The sequence below is a fragment of the Aerococcus sp. HMSC062A02 genome (genome assembly GCF_001809535.1).
GTDB lineage: Bacteria > Bacillota > Bacilli > Lactobacillales > Aerococcaceae > Aerococcus.
Genome location: NZ_KV797932.1, coordinates 44,007 through 66,449, shown reverse-complemented (window position 1 = coordinate 66,449; position 22,443 = coordinate 44,007). Strand labels below are relative to the sequence as shown.

20 protein-coding genes are annotated in these 22,443 nt (G+C 46.6%); 15 read left to right on the top strand and 5 right to left on the bottom strand.

The window, feature by feature from the left end; all coding sequences use genetic code 11:
• Positions 1-267: 267 nt before the first annotated feature.
• On the bottom strand, positions 268-612 hold the full coding sequence (locus tag HMPREF2626_RS10390) for a hypothetical protein (protein ID WP_141744595.1): 345 nt from the start codon (positions 610-612) through the stop codon (positions 268-270).
• A 218-nt stretch (positions 613-830) separates the two neighbouring features.
• Between HMPREF2626_RS10390 and HMPREF2626_RS10385 the strand changes: the two genes are divergently transcribed.
• The 11 genes from HMPREF2626_RS10385 to HMPREF2626_RS05970 all read left to right on the top strand — a co-directional run bounded on the left by HMPREF2626_RS10385 (position 831) and on the right by HMPREF2626_RS05970 (position 14,453).
• Positions 831-1,163, top strand: coding sequence for an LPXTG cell wall anchor domain-containing protein (locus HMPREF2626_RS10385; RefSeq protein WP_070618759.1), 333 nt, complete (start codon positions 831-833; stop codon positions 1,161-1,163).
• Between the two features lie 228 nt (positions 1,164-1,391).
• Positions 1,392-2,645, top strand: coding sequence for an accessory Sec system protein translocase subunit SecY2 (gene secY2 / locus HMPREF2626_RS06015; RefSeq protein ID WP_168162718.1), 1,254 nt, complete (start codon positions 1,392-1,394; stop codon positions 2,643-2,645).
• A gap of 17 nt (positions 2,646-2,662) precedes the next feature.
• Positions 2,663-4,189 carry an accessory Sec system protein Asp1 gene (gene asp1, locus HMPREF2626_RS06010; RefSeq protein ID WP_070618753.1) on the top strand — a complete coding sequence of 509 codons (1,527 nt, stop codon included), beginning with the start codon at positions 2,663-2,665 and terminating at the stop codon, positions 4,187-4,189.
• Positions 4,158-5,690, top strand: a complete 1,533-nt coding sequence (gene asp2, locus HMPREF2626_RS06005; protein ID WP_168162717.1) for an accessory Sec system protein Asp2 — start codon at positions 4,158-4,160, stop codon at positions 5,688-5,690. Before asp1 ends, asp2 begins: the two co-directional genes overlap by 32 nt.
• Positions 5,690-6,658 (top strand): accessory Sec system protein Asp3, encoded by a 969-nt coding sequence (gene asp3, locus HMPREF2626_RS06000; RefSeq protein WP_070618747.1) that lies wholly within the window; start codon positions 5,690-5,692, stop codon positions 6,656-6,658. Before asp2 ends, asp3 begins: the two co-directional genes overlap by 1 nt.
• Positions 6,645-9,014 carry an accessory Sec system translocase SecA2 gene (secA2, locus tag HMPREF2626_RS05995; RefSeq protein ID WP_070618744.1) on the top strand — a complete coding sequence of 790 codons (2,370 nt, stop codon included), beginning with the start codon at positions 6,645-6,647 and terminating at the stop codon, positions 9,012-9,014. Before asp3 ends, secA2 begins: the two co-directional genes overlap by 14 nt.
• A gap of 10 nt (positions 9,015-9,024) precedes the next feature.
• Positions 9,025-10,536 (top strand): accessory Sec system glycosyltransferase GtfA, encoded by a 1,512-nt coding sequence (gene gtfA / locus HMPREF2626_RS05990; protein WP_070618741.1) that lies wholly within the window; start codon positions 9,025-9,027, stop codon positions 10,534-10,536.
• The gene (gene gtfB, locus HMPREF2626_RS05985; RefSeq protein WP_070618738.1) at positions 10,529-11,878 is read left to right on the top strand and encodes an accessory Sec system glycosylation chaperone GtfB; all 1,350 of its coding nucleotides are present in this window, start codon (positions 10,529-10,531) and stop codon (positions 11,876-11,878) included. The genes gtfA and gtfB overlap by 8 nt, the downstream gene beginning before the upstream one ends.
• Positions 11,868-12,062, top strand: coding sequence for a hypothetical protein (locus tag HMPREF2626_RS05980; RefSeq protein ID WP_070618735.1), 195 nt, complete (start codon positions 11,868-11,870; stop codon positions 12,060-12,062). The genes gtfB and HMPREF2626_RS05980 overlap by 11 nt, the downstream gene beginning before the upstream one ends.
• Before the next feature lie 16 nt (positions 12,063-12,078).
• Complete coding sequence (locus HMPREF2626_RS05975) at positions 12,079-13,086, top strand: sugar transferase (protein WP_070618732.1); 1,008 nt, start codon at positions 12,079-12,081, stop codon at positions 13,084-13,086.
• Between the two features lie 86 nt (positions 13,087-13,172).
• Positions 13,173-14,453, top strand: a complete 1,281-nt coding sequence (locus tag HMPREF2626_RS05970; RefSeq protein WP_070618729.1) for a glycosyltransferase — start codon at positions 13,173-13,175, stop codon at positions 14,451-14,453.
• A 122-nt stretch (positions 14,454-14,575) separates the two neighbouring features.
• Here HMPREF2626_RS05970 and HMPREF2626_RS05965 read toward each other — a convergent pair whose 3' ends face one another.
• Positions 14,576-15,727, bottom strand: a complete 1,152-nt coding sequence (locus HMPREF2626_RS05965) for a M20 family metallopeptidase (protein WP_070618726.1) — start codon at positions 15,725-15,727, stop codon at positions 14,576-14,578.
• Between the two features lie 14 nt (positions 15,728-15,741).
• The gene (nth, locus tag HMPREF2626_RS05960; RefSeq protein WP_070618723.1) at positions 15,742-16,380 is read right to left on the bottom strand and encodes an endonuclease III; all 639 of its coding nucleotides are present in this window, start codon (positions 16,378-16,380) and stop codon (positions 15,742-15,744) included.
• Positions 16,381-16,493: 113 nt separating this feature from the next.
• Between nth and HMPREF2626_RS05955 the strand changes: the two genes are divergently transcribed.
• Both HMPREF2626_RS05955 and HMPREF2626_RS05950 read left to right on the top strand, forming a co-directional pair.
• A complete protein-coding gene (locus HMPREF2626_RS05955) occupies positions 16,494-17,435 on the top strand; it encodes a CPBP family intramembrane glutamic endopeptidase (protein WP_070618720.1) in 942 nt (313 codons plus the stop codon).
• 9 nt (positions 17,436-17,444) lie between these two features.
• Entirely contained in the window at positions 17,445-18,401 is a 957-nt protein-coding gene (locus tag HMPREF2626_RS05950) for a nucleoside hydrolase (protein WP_070618717.1), read from the top strand.
• Positions 18,402-18,550: 149 nt separating this feature from the next.
• Here HMPREF2626_RS05950 and HMPREF2626_RS05945 read toward each other — a convergent pair whose 3' ends face one another.
• Entirely contained in the window at positions 18,551-19,081 is a 531-nt protein-coding gene (locus HMPREF2626_RS05945; protein WP_070618714.1) for a QueT transporter family protein, read from the bottom strand.
• A gap of 225 nt (positions 19,082-19,306) precedes the next feature.
• Complete coding sequence (locus HMPREF2626_RS05940) at positions 19,307-19,816, bottom strand: hypothetical protein (RefSeq protein ID WP_070618712.1); 510 nt, start codon at positions 19,814-19,816, stop codon at positions 19,307-19,309.
• 350 nt (positions 19,817-20,166) lie between these two features.
• Between HMPREF2626_RS05940 and HMPREF2626_RS05935 the strand changes: the two genes are divergently transcribed.
• Both HMPREF2626_RS05935 and gdhA read left to right on the top strand, forming a co-directional pair.
• Complete coding sequence (locus HMPREF2626_RS05935) at positions 20,167-20,775, top strand: nitroreductase family protein (protein ID WP_070618709.1); 609 nt, start codon at positions 20,167-20,169, stop codon at positions 20,773-20,775.
• A gap of 208 nt (positions 20,776-20,983) precedes the next feature.
• On the top strand, positions 20,984-22,333 hold the full coding sequence (gdhA, locus tag HMPREF2626_RS05930; protein ID WP_070618706.1) for an NADP-specific glutamate dehydrogenase: 1,350 nt from the start codon (positions 20,984-20,986) through the stop codon (positions 22,331-22,333).
• The last annotated feature ends 110 nt before the right edge of the window (positions 22,334-22,443 follow it).

The window sequence follows — 22,443 nt, the reverse complement described above, 5'->3', positions numbered from 1 at the left end:
GCTCATCAGTAAGTGCTTCGCAATCTGAATCAAGTTCAGTAAGCGCATCCCAGTCTGGGTCTAGCTCAGTAAGCGCAAGTCAATCCGAAAGCTCGTCAGTGAGTGCGTCACAATCTGAGTCCAGCTCAGTAAGTAGCTCAATGTCGACATCAACTAGCACCTTGGAATCTGTTGCCTTGAGCCAAAGTGCACGAATTTCTGAATTGGAATCAACAAGCGATTCAGTTTCAACTAGCGTATCAGCAGCACATTCAGAATCCGTAAGCTCTAGCGTATCAGCATCTGAGTCCGCAAGCAGCAGTGCTTCAGCTTCAGAATCCGCAAGCTCAAGTGCTTCAGTATCAGCATCTGCAAGCTCAAGCGCCTCAGCTTCCGAATCAGCAAGTTCAAGTGCTTCAGCATCTGAATCCGCAAGCTCAAGTGCTTCAGCATCTGAATCCGCAAGCTCAAGTGCTTCAGCATCAGAATCAGCAAGTTCAAGTGCCTCAGCATCTGAATCCGCAAGCTCAAGTGCTTCAGCATCAGAGTCTGCAAGTTCAAGTGCTTCAGCATCTGAGTCCGCAAGCTCCAGTGCATCGGCATCCGAATCTGCAAGCTCCAGTGTGTCAGCATCTGAGTCCTCAAGTTCTAGCGCTTCAGCATCTGCTTCTGCAAGTGCTTCAAGCGCAGCGGTGCAAGCGTCAGAATCTGCAAGTGCGAGTCAATCGATTGCTGAATCAATTTCTTCATCAGAAAGTTCTTCAGCATCTGTTTCAACGAGCATCAGCCAATCTGAATCAAGTGCCGCTCATGTCGCACCAGATTCTACAAGCGATTTTGCATCCGAATCTATGAGCACATCAAGCTCAGCAGCAGCTCCTACGAGTGGGACAGAGTCTAGCTCAGCGAGCGAATCTGCTAGCGCAGACGGGTCACAAGTAGCGAGCGACCAGGCTTCAACTTCAAGCAGTGAATCACAGACTGCCCAAAGCTCATTGACCAGCCGTGATTCATTGACCGGCAAGGAAGAAAGCTATGTTGCCCAACCACTTGCTCACCGTCGTCAACCAGCTACCAACCGGGTATTGCCTAAGACAGGGGCAAATGCAAGCTTACTTGCACCAAGCCTGCTCTTTATTCTTGCTGGCCTCGGTATGGTATCAAGCAAACGTAAGAAAAAATAAAAAGCCTAGCTCAGTCTTGCATTAACTAGCAAAGACTTGCTAAGCTTTTAGCAAAGGGGTCCTCTCCTAAGCTAACAATTTTATAAAAACTGTCCTGTAAATCAGACAAGACTATAAGTGAACGTGAATAGTGTATGACAGTGTAGTATTGCGTTGAAGATAATAGGGCTTGGGAGTTTATCTCCCAACCCTTTTATTTTTTATATTGAAGAAAGGATTTATAAACACGTGAGTAGATTACAGCGAATTTTCCATTTATCATTATTACAAGAGAAAATCTTGTTCACCGCACTTATTCTAATTATTCTTATTATCGGAAAAACGCTCCCCTTACCACTTGTTGACCTAGCAACTTTTAATGAGCAGATCCAAGCCGATGACTTTCTATCGGTTGCTCTAAGTGTTACAGGGGGAGATTTGGAACGTGTTTCACTCTTTACTTTAGGTATCGGCCCCTACATGTCAACGATGATTATCTGGCGTTTTATCGCCATGTCGAAATGGTATAAGAAACTAAAGGTTCCAGTCAAACGAGAAACCATTTATCGAAATTTATTAACCCTTGTGATTGGAATTATTCAGGCCCTATCCTTAGTCTTATCTTATCCTTTAATTGATAAAGCTAGCCTAACAGAGGGCTGGAGCCGGCTTATATTGATTATTTTCTTACTGGCGGGTACTTTTTACTTGATTTGGTTAGGCAATAAGAATTCACAATATGGTATTGGAGGCCCGACAATTATTATCTTGTCGAATATGTTGCTTCGCATTCCACGTAACTTTGGTGGCTTGCGAACTTACTTTACGGGTGTAGCCTCGCAAACTGAGTTATACCTCCTTGCCTTCATCTTGTTTTTCTCAGTTTTCACCATGTTAACAACAGTATTGATGGAACGAGGAGAACGCCGTATTCCCTTGAACCGAGTGATGATTAATAATGATTTTGCCGAGAAATCTTACCTGCCTATTAAAGCCAATCCAAGTGGGGGGATGGCTATCATGTATGCGATGACCTTAGCTGCCCTACCGCGTTATATCTTACAGCTTATTTTAGTTTTTAATCCTCAAGCTGCTTGGGCACAGGACTTAATCGTTAAACTAAATACGACCCATCCTCTGGGAGCAGCTTTCTATCTCTTAATGATTATTTTATTAAGTCTAGGTTTTGCTTTTGTTAATGTAGATCCAGAAGACCTAGCAGAAAACCTACAAAAAACAGGGGACTATATATCGGGGCTTAATCCAGGCCAGGAGACATCTAACTACCTCCAGAGAAAGATATTGAATATGGCTATTTTAGGGACCATCTATATGACCTTTATCGTTGGCTTACCCCTTATTCTAGGATTGATTTTTCCTGAATATGCTCGACTTTTCGGTATGTCATCAAGCGTACTCATTCTCTTTTCACTATTTATCATGATTATTGATGAGATTAAAGCTTTAAGCTTACGAGAAAAATATAAACCATTGTTTGAATAAAGGGAGAGGAAGGGACTATGTATTATTTTTTACCCTCTTGGTATGGAAGAAGTCAAGACTGGGGGGAGCCGGACTTATCACGGCACGAACTTCTATTTGACGATACGGTTAATCAGATGCGGCTCTTCCACGAAGCCGATGAAGACATTCAGTTAATTCTTTTAAACTATATGCCCCATCTTAGAAATCGGATGCATGACCAGGTCCTAGACCAAGTCGCTTACTGGTCGCTCTTTGATGAGCTCCAGGGCTTTAGCCAGACGGAATCCAATCCTTTATCGATTGATGACTTATCCTGGCCCCAGCACATTCAATTTGTGCCAACGCCTTTTACCATGCTGGCTTATTTGGATGGCGAACAATATGCAGCGGTCAATTATACGTCAGAAGGTTGGATCCATGATGTGATTTACTACCGAGGAAATCATTGGTCTAAACGCTTGATCTTCGATGACCGGGGCTATCTGTCTAGCAGCTACCATTATGACGACCATGGCCAGGTCCTGAAGCAAGTATTCTTTAATTGTTCGGGACAGGCAGTTTTGATTCATGACCATCGAACATGCCAAGTAAGCCATGAGAATAAAATTTATGACAGTATGACCTCTCTTGTGCAAGACCGATTAAGCACTTATTTGGATCATAATCTGAGGGAAGAAGACGTTCTGGTGCTTGCCAATAACCCCCAGCATGATAGGATATTGGCAGAGGGGCCTAGCCACTATAAGCTGGTTTATTCACTTTATACGAGCCGTCCTTTCCAGCCCCTTCTGCCCTTGATCAATTCGGCAGAACTACTGATGGTGGATACAGAGGAGAAAAAAGACTTACTCCATAAGCAATATCCGCAAGCTGCTGGGAAAACCTTAAATCTAACCCCCTTTGATACCCGTTTGCGTTTAGGGATGAGCCAGCGCGTTAAGGAATTAATCGTGTTCTTCCAAGTGGATGGGGTCAGTGACCAAGTGATTGAGGACTTTCTGACGCTTGTAACGCCAAAAATAAAGAAAGATCCGCGCATAAAAGTCTTATTTGCGGGCTTCCACTTGTCCTATGACCGCGAGCTCGCCCTCCGTGATTCCCTCCAAACTTATGAAGCAAAATTTCACTCCCTGGATAAGGGCGTCGAGGATTTTGAAGATAAGATGCCAGACGAGGAAGAAAGTCCGGTATTTACGGTCAGCCAGCTAGAGACCGATAAAGACTTAATTCAAGCCTTCAAAAGCGTCCGCCTGGTCGTTGACTTGGTAGAAGAGGCAGACCTCTATACCCAGATTGCAGCGATCAGTGCAGGTATTCCACAAATTAATCGCAAAGCCAACCCCTATGTTGACCACCAAAAGAATGGCATGATCGCTAAGAACTCTGATCAGCTTAGCCAAGCTTTAGATTATTACCTGCAGGGCCTTAAACATTGGAATGAAGCCCTTGTATATGCGGTTGAGAAGATTAATCGCTACCATAGCCAAGAGATCATCGATGAATGGAAAAGATATTTAGGAGAGAGTGAAAGTGACAAGAGTCTTACAAATCGGAACAGTTGATTGGTCGCAGGGAGTAGACTTTCTCTGCGAAGTGGAGTGGACTTTTATGGATGTGGAAGACCTCTCGGCGGCTCTTATGGACCTGCTAGCTGAGGACGCTCCAGAGGTCTATTCACTTGTTTTAGTGACGGCGCCCATTCCCAGCGACTGGGCGGCCAGCTTACTGCCCTTCATGGAGGCCTATTGTGTCTTTATTGATAGCACTTACCTCCACTACTACCAAGAGCCTGCCTTCCAAGTCTGGTTTGATTATAAGCAGGCTAAATTTGTCCAGATTAAGGACCGAGAGCACTTTGTCATTGAAATGACCAAGTTATACTTTGATGGGAATTATGGGGAGCGACGAAATATTAGTCAAATCCAGGTCCAAGCGCCTTTTAGGGGACGGTGTCGGATGGAGGGGCACAATGCCTACATAATTGATAGTATTGATGAAATCTTTTGGACCCCCTTGCTTTATTGGAAAGCCAATATCGTTTCCAATCCTGACCGTTACCTAGAATTATGGTTAGAATACCAGGCGACTGCTGACCTGGACCTGCGCTTACGGCTTTACTATATTCGTCAGGGCTCAGGCTATGATGTCATTAAATCCGAAGTGCTTAGCCAAGAGGACTTGATGAGGCCTATCGTCTTGGATTCCACTGAAGCGACCTATGTCACTTGCTGCCTTGAAGTTAAGGGAGAAGGTCAAGTTCAAGTTAGGGACCTCCACCTCCGCCACTCCCGTAAATCTTTTGGCCTCTTTATTGCGGGAGGTCAAGTCTTAAGAGATAGCCAGCGGGAAGAGCTTATTTTTTACTTCCATCCAGGTAATCTGAACCCTCCGCTCAATATCTATTTTTCAGGTTATCGTTCGGCAGAAGGCTTTGAAGGCTTCTGGATGATGAAGAATTTAAACCATCCCTTTATCTTGGTGGGGGACCCGCGTTCGGAAGGGGGCGCTTTTTACCAGGTGAGCCAAGACTTGGAAGAGCTCTTGTTAGCCAAGATCCAGGAGACTTTGGATACTTTAGGCTTTGCGCCCGACCAGCTGATCTTCTCAGGCTTATCCATGGGCACAACGGGGGCCTGTTACTACAGCAGCTTCTTCAACCCCTACGCCTTGATCATTGGGAAGCCTTTGCTGGCTATGGGAAGCATGGCGCAGAAGCAACGCCTGGTTCGACCCGAAGATTTTCAGACCTCATTGGACCTGGTTAACCGCTTTAATTCGGGCGACCTCCAAGCGACACTTGATGCCTTAGACCAGCGGGTAGTTGACCGGATGCGGGCAGGAACTTACCGCGGAACGACCCTGGCTGTTGCCTATATGAAGCAGGATGACTATGATCCGACAGCTTATTATCAGCTCTTGGATATTATGAAAGATAAGACTGCTAAAGTGATCAGCAAGGGCTATCTGGGACGCCATAATGATAATTCACAAGGGATTATTAGCTGGTTTATTAACCAATACCGGCGTTTATTGAAACAATTTAGTGAGGAGGGAGGCAGATAATGGAAGATTATCAGAGCATTCGTTGGGGACAGGTGAGCTATGAGAATTATCTTTATGGGTCAGAGATTATTTGGAAGAGTCCTGACCATGTTTCCTTTACCAACTCCCTCATGCCATCGGGCGAACAGATCCATGCTTGGTCTTCCCAGAGCATCTTTCAAGGAACGAAGACGAGCGCCCAGCTCCCTCTCCTGAAAGTTGGTCAAGTCTACCAGCTCGTATTATTGGGCCAGAGCCAACCAGCAGATCGTTTCTTTTTCAAGCTGACCTTCTATGATTATTATGGTGAAGTATTAGCGGTCAATTACCTCCGCCGACCAACTGATTCCTTTATAGTGCCCAATGCTTATCATTATTATGAAATTGCCCTACATCACGGGGGCTGTTTGTCGCTCGATTTTTACCAAGTGCTGCTTAAAAGAGCTGATGACTCTAGCGAAGATCCTATCGAAGATGCTTACAGCTTGCAGCAAGGAGATTTATCAAGTACCTTCCTCGTCTTTGATGAAGTCGGAAATGGTCCCCAATTCTCTTCATTGAAGGGGGCTAAGGCAGAATGGTCTTATCTGACCTCACTGCTCAGCAATGGTCATCTTTACTTGCAGGAAGAGGCTGCACATTTACTTGACCAGGTCGCGGAGAAACAAGGCGACCTCAAGCTGGTGGGCTATGGACCTATCAGCAATCTGGCTGCCCTTTACCATGGCTATCGCTTATCCTGTCCGACCTATGTGACAGAAGATTTCTTGCCTGCCTCTAGTTATTTAGATATTTACGCGGCCTTTAACTTGTCCAGTGATTTAAAGGGCTTTCTGGCTAATTACCAAGACTTACTGTCTAGCCAGGCTGTCACTATCTATGCACCGGGGCTATTGGAACAAAGTGAGCCTGCTGCAGCTTTCTTGTTAGATTACCGGCCACAATTAAAGCTTTTGAAGAGAGGAGGGGGACTTGATGTCCGTCTTTGATCTGGATCGGGGGCGCTTGCGCCGCCTGAATAAAATTCTTAAAGTCGTGAACCAGGAAGCAGACCACATGGCTGGCCTGTCAGATGGCCAATTGCGTCATAAGACCGATGAGTTTAAGGCCCGCTACCAGGGAGGGGAGAGCCTGGATGAGCTCTTACCCGAAGCCTTCGCTGCTGTCCGTGAAGCGGCCAAGCGTGTCCTAGGCATGTATCCCTACGATGTTCAGGTCCTGGGGGGCATTGTCCTCCATGAGGGCCACATTGCTGAAATGAAGACAGGGGAAGGGAAGACCTTGACGGCGACCCTCCCCCTCTATCTGAACGCTCTGACGGGCAAGAGCGTGATTCTAGTGACAGTCAATGATTATTTAAGCTGTCGTGACGCTGAAGAGATGGGGCCCCTCTACGAATTTATGGGTCTTTCCATCGCCATGGGGGCACCGGAGAATGCAGACGATTTGACACCTGAAGACAAGCAGGCCATCTATGCTTCAGATATTGTCTATACCACACATTCGAGCCTAGGCTTTGACTATTTGGGAGAGAACCTTGCTGACAGTCAAGACAAGCAGTACCTGCGTGACTTCTACTATGTCATCATTGACGAAGTCGATGCTGTCTTGCTCGATGGGGCAACCAGTCCACTGGTGATCTCAGGCTCTCCCCGTGTTCAGTCCAACCTCTACCAGCTAGCTGATGCCTTTATTGTGAGTTTGGAAGAAGGCAAGGATTATTTTGTCACGGATGAAAAAGATGCGGTTTGGTTGACCCAAGCAGGTATTCAACAGGCAGAAGACTATTTTCGCTTGGAGTGCTTTTACCACAAGGATAATCGCGAACTCGTTCGCCAGGTAACGCTGGCCCTCAAGGCACACTTTCTCTTTGAAAATGAAAAAGATTATGTGGTCCAGGATGATGAAGTCATTCTTCTAGATTCACAGGATGGACGAAAACTTATGGGAACCCGCCTCCAAGCCGGCCAGCACCAGGCTATTGAAGCCAAGGAGCATGTCTCTTTGACAGCGGATAACCGGTCCATGGCTTCCATCACCTATCAGAATTTATTTAAGTTATTTGATAGAATGGCTGGGATGACAGGAACAGGGAAGCCAGCTGAGGAGGAATTTATTTCAACCTATAATATGGAAGTGGTTTCAATTCCTACGAATAAACCAGTGATTCGCCAGGACCTGCCTGATACGATTTTTCGGAGCTTTCCAGAGAAAGTCCAAGCGGCTATCGCCTATATCAAAGAATTGCATAAAACGGGCCAGCCCTTGTTAATCGCTACGGGCTCCGTCCAATTGTCAGCCCTGTATTCCGCCATCCTGCTCAAAGAAGGCATCCCACATAATGTGCTCAATGCCTATAATGCAGTCAAAGAAGCTGAGATGGTGAAGGAAGCCGGGCAATTGGGGGCTGTGACAGTTGCAACAGCCATGGCCGGTCGTGGGACAGATATAAAATTAGGTACTGGAGTAGCCGAATTAGGGGGACTAGCCGTTATAGGAACCGAGCGAATGACCAGTGAACGTGTAGACCTGCAATTGCGCGGACGAGCTGGCCGCCAAGGAGACCCTGGCATGAGTAAGTTTTTTGTTTCCTTAGAAGATGAGCTCATCCATAAATGGGGACCTGAACATATTCGCTACTATTCCGATCAGGATAAAGGCAGACTAGACGGCAAGCCCCTGTCTAATTTTCGCTATCAAAAATATTTTGACCAGGCTCAAGAAGCCAGTGACAGCAGCAGTGAGAGTGCCCGCCAGCAGATCTTGCAGATGGATGAGGATATGCGGATCCAACGGGAATTGATCTACCGTGACCGCAATGCACTTTTGTCAGGTGGGGGCTTAGAAGCCGTAGATATCCCTAACCTTGCACGAAAGGTATTCAAAGACTTCATTAACCAGCTTGATGAGGATGGACGTGTTTTTGCTGTCGAACGTTTTATCTATGACTACTTATCTTACCAGGTCAGTATCGATCGCTCAGCCGTTGAAGGGATGACTGACCGGCAATTGTTGGATTATTTAATGGCCATCTTTGAAGAACAATATACTGACAAGAAAAGCACCATCCAAAATTCGGCAATTTTTGAAGACTTTATCCGCAAGTGCTTACTCAAAGCCATTGATAGCACCTGGATTGAACAGGTGGATTATCTGACCCAGTTTAAACAAGTCGTGATGAGTCGGCGGTCTGCTCAGAGAAATCCTATCTTTGAATACCAACGTGAGGCTTACTGGTCTTACCAAGAGATGAAGCGGCGAATTAATTATGAAATTGTGCGTTACTTGGCCTTGAGCCAGGTGGTTCAATCTGAAACAGGCCAGCCTGTGGTTCAATTTGCTTAAGGAGGAAGCTATGACAATCTATAATATTAATTTGGGCATAGGTTGGGCATCCAGTGGGGTGGAATACTCCCAGATTTACCGGTCTAAGATCTTCGACCAGCTCCAGGTGCCAGCTAAGTTTGTTTTTGTCGACTTAATTCTGAATGAAAACATTGCTCATTTCACCCAAAATATGGGCTTTAGGGATGAGGATATTATTTGGCTCTATCTTTATTTTACGGATATTAAAGTACAGGCGACATCCTATACCCTAAATGATGTGAAGGAAAGCCTAGCTTATCCAATTGAAGAAGAAAAACGCGAAGACAAGCTTGTCCGTCTCTACTATGACCAGGGCCATCAATTTGCGACTTGCTATCTGGTAGAGGGTTCCATTGACCGGGTGAACCGCGTGGAATTCGTGGTGGATGGTAATTTATTGCGTAAAGATTACTATAACTATACCCGTTTTCTTTCCGAATATTATGCCCCCAAGGATGGGCGGGCCAAGCTTTACCAACGGCGTTATTTCAATGAAGATGGGTCAGTAGCCTATGAAGAAATTGTAGATGGTAAGCACTCTTGCTATAAGATGCCAGATGCTATCCTCTATAATAAAGAAGAACTCTTTGCCTACTTCATCCAAAAATTAGGGCTGACGGAGGAGGATATAGTGATACTCGACCGAGCGACAGGGACGGGGCAGGCAGTCCTCCAATATGCTCCGCCAGCTAAGATTGGTGTCGTTATCCATGCGGAACATTACAGCCCAGGACCAACAACGGAGGATTATATCTTATGGAACAACTATTATGACTATCAATTTATGCATAGTGAGGCCATTGATTTCTTTATTGCTTCAACCCAAGCCCAAAAAGAGCTTCTGGACCAGCAATTGGCCCACTACTACGATAAGAAAGCCCAAGTCTATGCCATTCCTGTGGGGAGCGTGGACCACTTACGCTATCCCCAAGAGGGCCAAAGACAAGACTTTCACCTCATGACAGCTTCCCGCTTAGCCAGTGAGAAGCATATCGATTGGTTAGTCCGAGCGGTTGTTCAAGCTAAAGCTAGCTTACCCGAACTTCATTTTGATATTTATGGTAAAGGCGGCCAGGAAGAGATGCTTACTGATTTAATTAAGGATCTGGGAGCCGGAGATTATATTAAGCTGAAAGGCCACCAAGACCTCTCTGAAGTCTATCAGAACTATGACCTCTACTTGGCAGGATCGACGAGTGAAGGCTTCGGATTAACGCTCTTAGAAGCCTTGGCAGCAGGCCTTCCCATTATCGGTTTTGAAGTCAACTATGGGAATGTGACCTTTGTAAGGGATGGCTATAATGGCTATTTGATTCCCTACCAGGCCAACCAGCCGACAGAAGCTTATGTCGAGGCCTTGAGTCAGCGCCTGCTCACTTATTATCAGACGGCTGACCGCGAAGCTATGCAAGACCATGCTTATCAGCGGGCAGAAGACTTCTTAGAAGACCGCGTGATCGAGGCCTGGAAGGAACTTATTGAGGAGGTAGGCCATGATTAATTTATTTGACCAAGACAATCAAGCCAGTCGAGACCTGGGACGATCTTTAGAAGCAGCCGGCTTTGATTGGCCCACAGTTGTTTTAACAGATGATGGTTTTCTTGATGACCACTTGGCTAGCCCCTTCCAGTTCTTTATGGGCGAAGAAGATGCGTCTTGTCGGGCACTCTACTTTAATGAACTGCCCGTTCCTGCTTATTGGGAAATTATGGGCGATAACAGTAGTGCTCGCGTAGAAGATCTAGGACAGGTCAAGGCACGTATCTATTACGCAGAGCCCAAGCACAAGCGTCTCATTAATAAGGTCGACTGGTTGGACGAGAAGGGGCGGGTGGCCTTTGTCGATATTTACAACCAGTATGGTCGGCGCTTTAGTCGGATTGCTTTCGATACAGAAGAGCGGATGTCCATTAAGACTTACTATGATACCCAGGGCCGGGAAGCCCTAGTCCATAACTTAGTGACCGATACGCTAAGCCTGAATTATCAAGGACAAACTTACTTTTTTAGAGACCAGGTTGACTTTATTTGCTTTTATTTAAAAGAAGCAGGCTTTGATCTTTCGGGCATGCTGATCAATTCCCTAGCCATGCCCTTCCTCGTCTCCCATCGCTTAGCTTTACCTGGTGAGGATATTCTTTTCTGGCAAGAACCCATTCATGATACGATTCCAGGGAACATGCAGATGATTTTTGCAGGGACGACGCCAAGGGCTCGGACCGTAATTGTGGATGATAAGACCAACTACCAACGCCTGCAGGGCTTGCTGGCCGAGCAAGAAGCAGGGACTAGCGACCAGTTGAAACATTTAGGCTATATCTATCCAATAGAAGAGCCTGTTCGCAACACAAATGAGGCCTTAGTCTTAACCAATTCAGACCAAGTAGAGTCTTTGGAAGAGCTCTTGCAAGCGTTGCCTGACTGGCACTTCCATGTGGGGGCATTGACTGAGATGTCTGATAAGTTGATGGGCTTGGACCATTTCTCCAATTTGACCCTCTACCCAAATATATCCCAAGACAAGGTAGAAGATCTCTTGAAGCGCTGTAAGGTCTATCTCGATATTAACTATGCAAACGAGATCCTTAATGCCGTACGCCGCGCTTTTGATCACAGGCAGCTGATCCTAGCCTTTCGGGAAACCCTCCACCAAGATAGGTACACAGCAGCTGAACATCGTTTTAACAAAGCAAATGTTGAAGGTTTAATTGCGCACCTAGACCAAGTTGGATTGGACGAGACTTTGTGGATTAGGGGAATTGAAGTCCAGCTAGCTCATGTCGGCCAAACTCGTGTTGAAGATTATCGAGACGTCTTAGCTGGAGGATGCCATGACAAATAAACATAAAAATGTACTAGATCCAGAAATTCAAGAGATGCTAGAGAAGGAGCGGCAAAAACAGGCCAAGGACCAAGAAGAAGCAGACGATAAGTTAAGCAAGCTTCCCATGATTATAGGAGTTCTGATGGGGGTGTCTGTCCTCTTAGGCTTACTACTTTCTTTATTAACGCTCTTTAAGTCATAGGAATGAGGAGAATGCGATGCACACACATATTACTTGCTTATATGGCCATGCCTATACGAGTACAGCCATGCTAGCACAAATTGCGACAGCTGATATTGCTAAAGAGATGGGTTTCGATAAGGTTCCGGTATACTCCTACCCGGTAGAAGCCGATTCAGAATCGGAACTAAGGACACGCCTAGATGGTATTTTTTCCGGCGTAGGTTTTGGTGATTTTATCGTTTTACAATATCCCACTTGGAATAATGTGGAATTTGATCAAGCTATTATTCGGAAGCTGCGAGCTTATCCAAGACTGAAAATTGCTATTTATATCCATGACGTCCTTCCCTTGATGTTCGAACCCAATGCCTATCTGATGCCAACAATGATTGAAATTTATAATATGGCAGATGTCCTCATTGTTCCGACAGAGGCCATGTACCAACGTTTGCGCCAGGAAGGCTTGCAGGTAGACCGTTATGTTGTCCAGGAAATGTGGGACCATCCGATTGACTTAGACCTAGATCGACCTGAATTCATCCGCCAATTTCACTTCGCGGGGGATGTGAATAAATTCAACTTTGCTAAGAACTGGCAGAGCAATCTTCCTTTGAGGGTCTATTCGAGAGACCCTGAAACAGCTCTGCCTGACCAGGTCATTACCTGTGGCTTTATGCGGGATACTGAATTAATCGTCAATCTCGCTAAGGGAGGTTTCGGCTTGGTTTGGGCTGATGATGACCATATCAATGAATATTTCAAATTATGTATCACCCATAAGTTAGGAACTTATCTAGCCGCCGGAATCCCTGTTGTTGTTCCTAGACACCTCTCCAACCATGATATTATTGAAGCCAATCACTTAGGCTTGGTGGCAGACTCCCTTGAAGAAGCCCAAGACTATGTCGCAAACATTTCAGCAGAAGACTATGATGACTTGGTTGACCATGTTGACCGCTACCGCCCTTTAATCACCCAAGGTTTCTATACCAAGCGTGTGCTCACTGAAGCTATTTTCAAGTGTTTGGATAATAGGAGTTAAGGGTTTAAAAGATATTCATATGAGATTATTTTGGACTTAAGGTTATAGAAATGATGTTTTTATCAGTTTGAAGAAAGGACAGGCAAATGACTCCCCAAATTTCAATTATCATTCCAATCTACAAAGTTGAAAAATACCTGATTGAATGCTTAGAATCAGTGAGGAAACAAACTTTTAAAGATTTTGAAGTGATCATGGTTAATGATGGTTCGCCAGATGCTTCTCCCGTTATTGCAGATAATTATTGTCAGAGAGATGAACGCTTTAAGCTGTTTCACCAGGAGAATCAAGGCCTGTCTGCGGCACGGAATTTTGGGACGAGCCATGCTAAAGGTGATTATATTTTCTTCTTGGATTCAGACGATAAGATTGTTGAAAATACACTAGAAATCTTACACCGCATTGCTCAGGATAAGCAGGCAGATATCGTCATTGGAGCCTGCAAATATTTTAATGATGCTGGCGATTACTGGATGATGACGTCAGGAATGCCTACGATAAGGTCCTATGATAGCCATGCTGCTATTAGAAAAGATGAAGATGGGGTGATTCCCTTGTCCTTCACGACAGCATGGTGCAAGTTGGTCAAAGCAGATATTGTGAGTCAGAATTTATTTCCAATAGGGGTCTGGTATGAAGATTCAGCAACAACCTATCGCTGGTATATGGCCGCCTCGGAAATTTATGCCATTGATTTGAACCTGTATGCTTATCGGCAGCACGATAGTTCAATTATGTCGAAAAGTGGTCGAAATCTAGTTAAACACTTCAATGATAATATCAAGAATTTGAGTAAAAAGGTTTCTAAGCTACAGAATTTTGGCTATGATCCTCATGCGACTCTAAACGCTTATATTGACAAATTATACCGGGGTCAGACTTATTATGAAGATTTTGATGACCAAGCAAAAGCTGTTTGGGATACAGACTATGCCAGATACTTCAGTCTGAAGGACTTCTCCCACCATGCTTTCGTCTTAACGCATTCAGCTGAAATCGAACAAGTTGAAGACTTAGCTCGTGCACTTCCTGACCTTTGCATACATATCGCAGCATATACTTTTGTAGCGCCTAACCTCATTGAATTAGCCGAAAAAATGGAAAACGTCTTCATTCACCCCCTCGCCCACAACGATCTAATCGAGGACCTGCTAAGTCAAGCCGACATCTACCTAGATATCAACTATTATGACGAAGTCGACGATATTGTCAGCCGCGCCCTCCAAAAGGGCTGCCCGGTGGTTGCCTTTGAATCCACGGTCCATAGATCAGACTTAATCGACAAAGAGAATATTTTTGCAGTAGATGAGCTGGATCAAATGACTGAGCAAATTAATGAACTCGTCTCTGATACTTCTGATGACTAATTGGCAGTATCATCTGATTTGTTCCTAGCCGGAATATAAGATCGTGCACTTCCTTTTGCCTTACAATTTAGACCAGTAAAAAAGCGTTAGCCGGTTTCCGAGAGAACCGCTAACGCTTCTTTCTATTGCTTCAAATATCCTGTAATCAGCTCAACAAAAAAGTGTATTGCCTGGTCAAAGTCGGCTAGGTCCAGGTGTTCGTCGACCTGGTGCTGGGTCTTGCCGGGGCCGAAGATGACTACTTCCAGGCCAGGGTTCTGGCTGGCAATGGCCACGCAGTCTGTGCCGCCGAAGAAGGGGGCGAGCTGGGCTTCCTTGTTGAAAGTTTGCTTATAGGCAGCCTGGCTGGCTTGGATGAGCCGGGCAGACGGGTCTGTTGCCAGGGCGGGCATGTTGGCAATGACACTGAGCTGGATCTTAGGATAGGGGCGGTCAGCGCTGACCTGGTCGACCATCTTCTGGTAGTTGGTTAAGATCTGCCCGTGGTCTTCCTGGGGCAGCGTTCGCCGGTCCAGGCTCATCCAGGCAGAGTCGGGGACGAGGTTAGCCTTGTGTCCGGCGTGGAGGCAGGAGATTTGGAGGGAAGGCTGACCCAGTATGGGGTGGTTGAGCTCGGCTGCTTGGTCTTGGAAGTCTTGGCGGATGGCCAGGGCCAAGTCTAGCAAGGGGCTGAGGGCATTCTGGTCAGGGGATGTAGTGGCCGCATGTCCGGCTTGGCCGAAGCTCTCGAACTTGAGGGAGAGGCCGCCCCGGTGGCCGGTGCAGATGGTGGAGTCAGTAGGTTCGGCACAGATGAGGGCATCGACTTCTGGAACGAGGTCGGCCTGGGCCAGGGCTTCGGCCCCCTTGCCCCCGGATTCTTCATCAGCTGTAATGATGAAGTGGAGGCTGCCGGCTTCAATGGACCCTGCTTGGATGAGCTGGCTGGCGGCAGCGACCAGGGCAACGAGACCGCCCTTCATATCGGAAGCACCCCGTCCATAGATCTTGCCGTCTTTGATTTGGCCCGCAAAGGGAGGATAGGTCCAGGCCTCTTCCTGGCCGCTGGGGACCACATCCAGGTGGCCAGTCAGACCGAGTCGTGGGCCGGGCTGGCCAGAAGACCAGGAGGCGACTAATTGGTCGCGGCCAGGGGCATAGGAACTGGTCTGGCAGTCGAAGCCGAGCTTTTCTAGGTAGGGAATCAATCGGGCGAGGGCTTGGCCTTCCTGACCTTCGACAGTGTTGACTTGGATGAGTTTTTGGAGGAGTTTTAGAGCTTCTTCTGAACGCATGGTGGCTTTCCTTTCTAGTGGTTGGGCGTTTGGTCCGGGCAGGGCCAGAGTTCGGGGATGTCATGGCATGTGGGATGCTTAGGGGTACAGATTTCCCGGCCCATGGCACCCATGGCTTGGTGGGCATGGAGCCAATCTTCTTCCGGGAGGAGCTGGGTCACCCGCTCTTCGATCTCCAGGGTAGAGGCTGAGGGGGCAACGATTTCATGGCGCTTGCAGATCCGGATGACATGGGTATCTACGGCGAAGGCAGGCACTTGGTAGGCGTTGGAGAGGACGACATTGGCGCACTTACGGCCGATCCCGGGCAGGGTCTCCAATTCTTTTTGGCTCTGGGGGACCTGGCCGTCGAAGTCTTCGAGGAGTTTTTGGGCGCACTTAATCATGTACTTGGACCGGTTATTGTAGAGGCCCAGGGGCTTGATATAGGGGATAACTTCCTCCTGGCTGGCCTGGGCCAGGTCTTTGGGCTCGGGGAAGGCAGCGAAGAGGGCAGGGGTCAGCTCGTTCACCTTGGCATCGGTCGTCTGGGCGCTCAACATGGCGGCGATGAGGAGCTGGTAGGGGTTCTCGAAGTTGAGAGCAGATTGGGTATGGGGGTAGAGTGCCATAATGGCCTCGATGACTTGGCGGGCACACTGGTCAGATAGCATGGTGATTTCCTCCTTAGCTATATCTTCAAAAAAACTTCTATGCTAAAATTATAGCTAAAGTTCATCGCTAAAGCACGGAAATCCCTCGACTGGGGGATTAAGGAGGAAAAGATTTGAACGAAAAACAACCTAGTGTCAGAGAAGACATGGTCCGAAGTATCGGTGTCGCCTTTGCCTATTCCGCTATGATGTTTATCGGCATCTTAGTTTATATGGTCGTTTACCTGCTGGTTAAAGCCGGTATCCAGGGTGATTTCAGCGTTGACCAGGCGACTAGCGATACCATGGAGACGGGCTGGCCCTATCTTATCGCCTGTGCCCTAAGTTTCTTGCTTTTGACCTATCTCCACCGCAAGCGGCCCATTGTTTGGCGGCGAGCTGAGGCGCCTCAGATGACAGGCAAGGGTTTTGGCCAATTGCTGGCTGTCTTTATGATGGGCCAGCTCCTTTTTACCGGCCTAGCGAATGTGGGCGAGATCATAGCCAATGCCCTGGGCTATACCATCCTGCCTGAGGTGGAGATGGCATCGGCAGGAAGTCCAAGCTGGTCTATGTTCCTCTACGCCAGCTTCGTAGGCCCCATCTTAGAAGAAATAGCCTTCCGCGGCACCATCCTGCCTTACCTAACCAAGCATGGCCAGCTCTTTGCGATTACGATCTCCGCCTTTTTCTTTGGACTGATGCACCTGAATATTATCCAGTCGCCCTTCGCCTTCCTGATTGGCCTGGTGCTCGGCTATGTGAGTCTGACTTACGGGCTCTTTTGGGCAGTGGTCCTCCATATTATTAATAATTTTGTCTTCGGAGATATCCTCTTCCAGCTCTTGTCCCCCTTCTCTCCAGCTGTCCAAGATGGGGTTAACAATCTGATTTCCTTCGTCTTCTTCCTAGCCGGCGCCTGGGTCCTCTACCGGAACCGGGAGGCCATTAAGGCTTATCTGAAGACTTATCGGACGACACCTGCCACCTACCGCCAGGCCCTGGTATACTGGCCCTTCCTACTCTATACGGGCCTAGCCCTCTGGCAAATGATTGCAAGTTTACAGCCCCTTTAGGAGGTTACTATGACAAGAAAAGTTATTCTAGACCTTGATCCCGGTATTGATGATAGTCTGGCCCTGATCTATACGGCCCTCAGCCCAGAGCTTGAGATCTTAGGCATTACGACGGTATCGGGCAATGTTGATGCAGACCAAGGCGCCCGGAATGCCAGCTATCTCTCTGACTTCCTAGGCTTGGACCAGGTCCCCATCTACGAGGGCGCACACCACCCGCTCGTCCGCCCCTACCGTGATGCCCGGGATACCCATGGTGAAGATGGCCTAGGGGAAGCCGTCTGGGCCAAGGAAAAACGAGTCCAGGACCAATCCGCCCTTGACTTTATCCAGGAAGCCTTGACCAAGTATCCAGGCGAAGTCGACATCCTAGCCCTGGGTCCCTTGACTAATCTAGCCCAAGTGGAAGAGGCTCAGCCTGGTCTCTTAGCTCAAGCCAAGTCCTTGCGCATTATGGGCGGGGCCTACCAGGTCCAAGGTAACTGTTCCCCCTATGCGGAGTACAATTTCTGGTGCGATCCCGAGGCAGCTCGTCGGGTCTTTGCCAGTGACCTGCCAAAGACCTATCTTTATCCTCTCGATGTGACCTATCAGATCCTCATGACCCCCAACTGCCGGGAATTGATCCGCCAATTCGATACAGACCTGGGACGCTTAATCTATGCCATCACCCGTTTCTATGTGGACTTCCACTGGCAGGCTGAGCGGACATTGGGCTGTGTCATCAATGATCCCCTGGTGCCAGTCGATATGGTGGAAGGAATTTGTAACTTTATCCCCGCCGACATCGAGATTGTGACCAGTGGTGAGCGTGATGCCCAGTCTGTTGTCCAGCCCCGGCCAGATGGCAAGGTCCAAGTCGGTCAAGCGGTTGACGCTAGAGCCTTCTTCGAGCTCTTTTTAAAGCTGGTCTTCCCCGACCACAGCCAAGACATCCAGCGCGCCCTAGACAAGGGCTGGCTCTAACTCACAAATGAAAAACGCACGCCAACAAGCTTCTACAGACTTGTTGACGTGCGAATTTTTGTTTAAGCATAAGGATTATTTTGACAGCTTGGTGAACCACCAACAGCGGAAGGGATGCTCCTTCATACAAAAATTGTTAATAGGCTTGATTAATCATAGAAGTTAATCCGCTTGCTGATGGGGTAGATGATAAAGCCGCCCACAATCATTGCCAAGGCCTCGGTTCCTGCCATGTTAAGGTAGAGGGGCCAAATTGGACCGTCATAACCTAGGAAGACCACCAAGAAAGTGATGGTGAACATGGATAGGGAGAAAACAATGGTCAAGACGATGTACTTAATGATCATCGGGTCAATCTTGAAATTGATGTGTTTAACTACCTGCTCACCCAGCCAGCGTCCGATCCAGAGAAAGATGAAGGTGGAGATACTGCCCACAATCATATCCCAAATCCCGTAACTAAAGTAGTTGACAATGAAGACCCCCACCGTGATGGCATAGATATAGCGCTTGTTGTAGAGGCCCAAGAAGTTGAGCCCTTCCGACAGGCGGATCCCAATTGGCCCAAAGGTTAAGGGTGCCAGTAAGAGGGACATGGCCACATAGAGGGCTGCAATGATGGCAGCCTTGGTCAGGTCTAAAGTGCGGGCCGAGGAAGCCCCGTGTATTTGTTTTTGCATAATATCGTCTCCTTTATAGTGGCGGCGGACCGCCCTAGTGATAACTACGACCAAAGGACAAAGAGTAGCTTAATCTACTGAAGAATCGTAGTGCCAGCTTTCCTCAAAGCTAACAGTCCTATTCTAGCGGACCTTAGTGAAAAATACAATATTGAAAAGTTGAAAGTAGGCAAAAGAAAAAGCTAGGCGATCGGCCTAGCTGAACTGTTGTAGTCTTTAGAAGGATTAGAAGTCAAGCTGTTCGCGCTTAACTTTGCCTTTTTCATTGAAGTAGAATTTAGTTACTTTATCGGTATAAGGTACAGCGTCGCCACCGGTTCCGTTCTTCTTAAGGGCGATTTCGTGGAAGACCTTATCTGAAGTTCCATGTTCTTTGGTGAAGCGTTTTAATAATTTTTGTAAAGAAACAGGTTGTTCAGGGTCTTTTAGAGAAACAAAGGCTGCGCCAGGTGTTTCGATAGCTTTGTAAATTAATTCTTCTAAGTCAACTTTAGGGTTACCAGGGATTAAGTAGTAGTCCGCTTCTTTTTCAAAAGCAGATTCATCCTTAACTTGAACCGCAGAGTGCTCGGACTTAGCAGCACCTGAAATGGCCGCAAAGAGTGGACGGCTACCAGTTGACCGGTGACCAGCAATAATTACGGATTCTTTATTTTGAATGGCTTCTTCTAAGTAATTACCAACAGTTTCGTTGAATAAACCGCTTTCAACATTACGTTCAATAAATTTATTCATATTCTAAGTCCTCCTCAAAATGATCAATCGACACAGGCTTCGACTAGGTAGTGGGGTCTAAGCTTGCTAGGGTTCTGTTACTACCATTAATAATATTAGATAAGGGTCCTCAGGGCTAAGTGAAAACGCTAACTTATCTAATTAACTTGATTATAACACAAATTTTTCTTGTTTTTAAGCCAGGCCTACGATTTATCTTGATTTAGCCTTGTGTCTGTGCTGATGGGCTTTCGCTTGGGTGGAATGTGATTGATATAATAGCTGAGCCTTATTGCTTTACAATGGTAAGCGAACAATTTAAGATGGCATTAAGGAATAAATAATATTAAGAATTTAAGGAGGACGTTTGTATGCAATCTACATTTAATGATTTAATTCAAAAACGCCGCTCAATTTATGGTCTAGGCAAGGATATTGAGGCATCAAACGAGGAAATTACAGCCCTCGTCAAAGATATCATCCAACATAGCCCTTCTGCCTTCAATAACCAAACAACTCGCGCGGTCGTTTTATTTGAAGGCTCCCATGATAAATTATGGGAAATTGTCTGGGACCATGTCAAGGACGCTAACCCTAATGCAACGGAAGAAGATGTGGAAAATACCCGCCAAAAGATTGCTTCTTTCCAAGCTGGCTATGGAACGATCTTATTCTTTGAAGACCAAGAAATTGTGCGTGAGTATGAAGAAAAATTTGCACTCTATGCGGAAAACTTCCAACCTTGGTCTGAACAAGCCAATGGGGCGGCAACCATGAATGTGTGGACTGCCTTAGCTGAACAAGGGATTGGGGCTTCTCTCCAACACTACAATCCACTTATTGATGAAGACGTTCGTCAAACTTGGGACCTACCAGAAACTTGGAAGCTAAGAAGTCAAATGCCATTCGGGTCGATCGAAGCTGCCCCTGGCGACAAGGACTTCTATCCAATCGATGCACGGGTGCTTGCTTTTAACTAGTATACAAAGCTGGGTAAAATCTACCCAGTTTTTTTATTGCTTATAGATATCATAGTTAAGAAGTATCGTGTCTTGGCTGAAAACTTATGTACAATTATGACAAGTCAATGAGAAACTGTTATAATAAAAAGTAGAGAATATTCGTTCAGAAGATAGGGCGAACTAATTACTCAATTGAAAATCATAAAGATGAATGGAGTGGAATGTTATGTCAGAATACATTGATCGTGTACTCAAAGAGACAGAAGAGAAAAATAGCCACGAACCAGAATTTATTCAGGCTGTGGAAGAATTACTATCAACAATCGAGCCTGTGATTGAGGCCCATCCTGAATATGAAGCGAATGGTATCCTTGAACGTATGGTGGAACCAGACCGTGTCATTGAATTCCGTGTTTCTTGGGTAGACGACGAAGGCAAGGTCCAAGTTAACCGGGGTTACCGTGTCCAATTCAACAGCGCAATCGGGCCTTACAAGGGTGGCTTACGTTTCCATCCATCTGTGAACTTATCCGTTGTGAAGTTTTTAGGCTTTGAACAAACTTTCAAGAACTCCTTAACAACTCTATCTTTAGGTGGGGGCAAGGGTGGCTCTGACTTCGATCCACGCGGCAAGTCAGATAATGAAATCATGCGTTTCTGCCAAGCCTTTATGACCGAACTCTACCGCCATATTGGTCCAGATACTGACGTTCCAGCAGGCGATATCGGTGTCGGCGGCCGTGAAGTAGGTTACCTGTTTGGTCAATACAAACGTATCGTTGGTGCCTTCGAAAATGGTGTCTTGACTGGCAAAGGTTTAGAGTATGGGGGCAGCTTGATCCGTCCTGAAGCAACAGGCTATGGTGCCGTTTACTTCGCTAACGAGATCTTCAAGCACGAAGGGGAAAGCATTGAAGGCAAGACCTTCTTGGTTTCTGGTTTCGGTAATGTGGCTTGGGGGACCTGTACCAAGGTTGCTGAACTCGGCGGTAAGGTTGTGACCCTATCTGGCCCTGATGGCTACATCTATGACGAAGATGGGATCAATACCCAAGAAAAATTAGACTTCATGCTTGAAATGCGTAATAGTGGCAATGACCGTGTCCAAGACTATGCGGATAAATTCGGTGTACCATTCTACGCTGGTGAAAAACCATGGGGCGTAAAAGCTGACGTCGCCATGCCATGTGCTACTCAAAATGATATTGACCTAGAAGAAGCTAAGCAATTAGCTGAAAACAATGTGAAATATCTGATTGAAGTGGCTAATATGCCATCTACCAAGGCAGCCATTGACTATCTCAAAGAAAATACCGATACTATTATTGCACCATCTAAGGCAGTTAATGCAGGTGGGGTAGCTGTGTCTGGTCTTGAAATGGCTCAAAATAGTGCTAAACGTGCTTGGAAGGCTGAAGAAGTGGATGCGGAATTACACCGTATTATGGAAAATATCCACCATGCGGCTGCAAGCGCTGCTGAAGAAGCAGGCTTAGGCTATGACTTGATTGCTGGGGCTAACATCGCTGGCTTCAAGAAAGTTGCTTCCGCCATGTTGCAAGAAGGCGTCTACTAAAAATAAAACATAGTGATTCTAAAAGGCCTCCCTATCGCTGGAATAGGGAGGCCTTTTCTGTTCTTGACTTAATTGTAAGAGAGTGTGACAAAAGTCGTTCAGGCCTGAAC

Excerpts from the sequence above, each read along its gene's own strand:
- HMPREF2626_RS10390 (WP_141744595.1), bottom strand. The coding sequence starts at position 612 with ATGCTGACACACTGGAGCTTGCAGATTCGGATGCCGATGCACTGGAGC.
- HMPREF2626_RS10385 (WP_070618759.1), top strand. The coding sequence starts at position 831 with ATGAGCACATCAAGCTCAGCAGCAGCTCCTACGAGTGGGACAGAGTCT.
- asp1 (WP_070618753.1), top strand. The coding sequence starts at position 2,663 with ATGTATTATTTTTTACCCTCTTGGTATGGAAGAAGTCAAGACTGGGGG.
- asp3 (WP_070618747.1), top strand. The coding sequence starts at position 5,690 with ATGGAAGATTATCAGAGCATTCGTTGGGGACAGGTGAGCTATGAGAAT.
- secA2 (WP_070618744.1), top strand. The coding sequence starts at position 6,645 with ATGTCCGTCTTTGATCTGGATCGGGGGCGCTTGCGCCGCCTGAATAAA.
- gtfA (WP_070618741.1), top strand. The coding sequence starts at position 9,025 with ATGACAATCTATAATATTAATTTGGGCATAGGTTGGGCATCCAGTGGG.
- gtfB (WP_070618738.1), top strand. The coding sequence starts at position 10,529 with ATGATTAATTTATTTGACCAAGACAATCAAGCCAGTCGAGACCTGGGA.
- HMPREF2626_RS05980 (WP_070618735.1), top strand. The coding sequence starts at position 11,868 with ATGACAAATAAACATAAAAATGTACTAGATCCAGAAATTCAAGAGATG.
- HMPREF2626_RS05975 (WP_070618732.1), top strand. The coding sequence starts at position 12,079 with ATGCACACACATATTACTTGCTTATATGGCCATGCCTATACGAGTACA.
- HMPREF2626_RS05970 (WP_070618729.1), top strand. The coding sequence starts at position 13,173 with ATGACTCCCCAAATTTCAATTATCATTCCAATCTACAAAGTTGAAAAA.
- HMPREF2626_RS05965 (WP_070618726.1), bottom strand. The coding sequence starts at position 15,727 with ATGCGTTCAGAAGAAGCTCTAAAACTCCTCCAAAAACTCATCCAAGTC.
- nth (WP_070618723.1), bottom strand. The coding sequence starts at position 16,380 with ATGCTATCTGACCAGTGTGCCCGCCAAGTCATCGAGGCCATTATGGCA.
- HMPREF2626_RS05950 (WP_070618717.1), top strand. The coding sequence starts at position 17,445 with ATGACAAGAAAAGTTATTCTAGACCTTGATCCCGGTATTGATGATAGT.
- HMPREF2626_RS05945 (WP_070618714.1), bottom strand. The coding sequence starts at position 19,081 with ATGCAAAAACAAATACACGGGGCTTCCTCGGCCCGCACTTTAGACCTG.
- HMPREF2626_RS05940 (WP_070618712.1), bottom strand. The coding sequence starts at position 19,816 with ATGAATAAATTTATTGAACGTAATGTTGAAAGCGGTTTATTCAACGAA.
- HMPREF2626_RS05935 (WP_070618709.1), top strand. The coding sequence starts at position 20,167 with ATGCAATCTACATTTAATGATTTAATTCAAAAACGCCGCTCAATTTAT.
- gdhA (WP_070618706.1), top strand. The coding sequence starts at position 20,984 with ATGTCAGAATACATTGATCGTGTACTCAAAGAGACAGAAGAGAAAAAT.